The sequence below is a fragment of the Streptomyces sp. NPDC001056 genome, from assembly GCF_053598955.1.
In genome coordinates, this window is record NZ_JBSFLI010000082.1 from 1,652 (window position 1) to 3,315 (window position 1,664).

At 58.1% G+C, this 1,664-nt stretch carries 1 rRNA gene (cut by a window edge); it reads right to left on the reverse strand.

Annotation, left to right across the window (positions count from 1 at the left end):
- Nucleotides 1-1,664: ribosomal RNA gene (locus ACWDD7_RS37435) — 23S ribosomal RNA — on the reverse strand (its annotated part extends 1,630 nt beyond the left edge of the window); the annotation flags it as partial.

Below are 1,664 nucleotides of genomic sequence, written 5' to 3' on the forward strand. Positions count from 1 at the left end.
ACCCCGGGACAACCACCGCCCGGGATGGACTACCTTCCTGCGTCACCCCATCACTCACCTACTAACCGCTTGGTTCAGCGGCTCCACCACTCCCCTTTGCCCGAAGGCTCCGGGGCGGCTTCACGGCCTTAGCATCACGATGCTCGATGTTTGACGCTTCACAGCGGGTACCGGAATATCAACCGGTTATCCATCGACTACGCCTGTCGGCCTCGCCTTAGGTCCCGACTTACCCTGGGCAGATCAGCTTGACCCAGGAACCCTTAGTCAATCGGCGCACACGTTTCTCACGTGTGAATCGCTACTCATGCCTGCATTCTCACTCGTCAACCGTCCACAACTACCTTCCGGTGCTGCTTCACCCGGCAGACGACGCTCCCCTACCCATCACAACACCCGTTGGGGCTATATGCTGCAATGACACGACTTCGGCGGTACGCTTGAGCCCCGCTACATTGTCGGCGCGGAATCACTAGACCAGTGAGCTATTACGCACTCTTTCAAGGGTGGCTGCTTCTAAGCCAACCTCCTGGTTGTCTGTGCGACTCCACATCCTTTCCCACTTAGCGTACGCTTAGGGGCCTTAGTCGATGCTCTGGGCTGTTTCCCTCTCGACCATGGAGCTTATCCCCCACAGTCTCACTGCCGCGCTCTCACTTACCGGCATTCGGAGTTTGGCTAAGGTCAGTAACCCGGTAGGGCCCATCGCCTATCCAGTGCTCTACCTCCGGCAAGAAACACACGACGCTGCACCTAAATGCATTTCGGGGAGAACCAGCTATCACGGAGTTTGATTGGCCTTTCACCCCTAACCACAGGTCATCCCCCAGGTTTTCAACCCTGGTGGGTTCGGTCCTCCACGAAGTCTTACCTCCGCTTCAACCTGCCCATGGCTAGATCACTCCGCTTCGGGTCTTGAGCGTGCTACTGAAACGCCCTATTCGGACTCGCTTTCGCTACGGCTTCCCCACCCGGGTTAACCTCGCAACACACCGCAAACTCGCAGGCTCATTCTTCAAAAGGCACGCAGTCACGAGAGCCCGAAGGCTCCGACGCTCCCACGGCTTGTAGGCACACGGTTTCAGGTACTATTTCACTCCCCTCCCGGGGTACTTTTCACCATTCCCTCACGGTACTATCCGCTATCGGTCACCAGGGAATATTTAGGCTTAGCGGGTGGTCCCGCCAGATTCACACGGGATTTCTCGGGCCCCGTGCTACTTGGGTGTCTCTCAAGCAAGCCGCTGACATTTCGACTACGGGGGTCTTACCCTCTACGCCGGACCTTTCGCATGTCCTTCGCCTATATCAACGGTTTCTGACTCGCCCTACGGCCGGCAGACCGTAGAAGAGAGATCCCACAACCCCGCACACGCAACCCCTGCCGGGTCTCACACGCATACGGTTTGGCCTCATCCGGTTTCGCTCGCCACTACTCCCGGAATCACGGTTGTTTTCTCTTCCTGAGGGTACTGAGATGTTTCACTTCCCCTCGTTCCCTCCACACTGCCTATGTGTTCAGCAGCGGGTGACAGCCCATGACGACTGCCGGGTTTCCCCATTCGGAAACCCCCGGATCAAAGCCTGGTTGACGACTCCCCGGGGACTATCGCGGCCTCCCACGTCCTTCATCGGTTCCTGGTGCCAAGGCATCCACCGTGCGC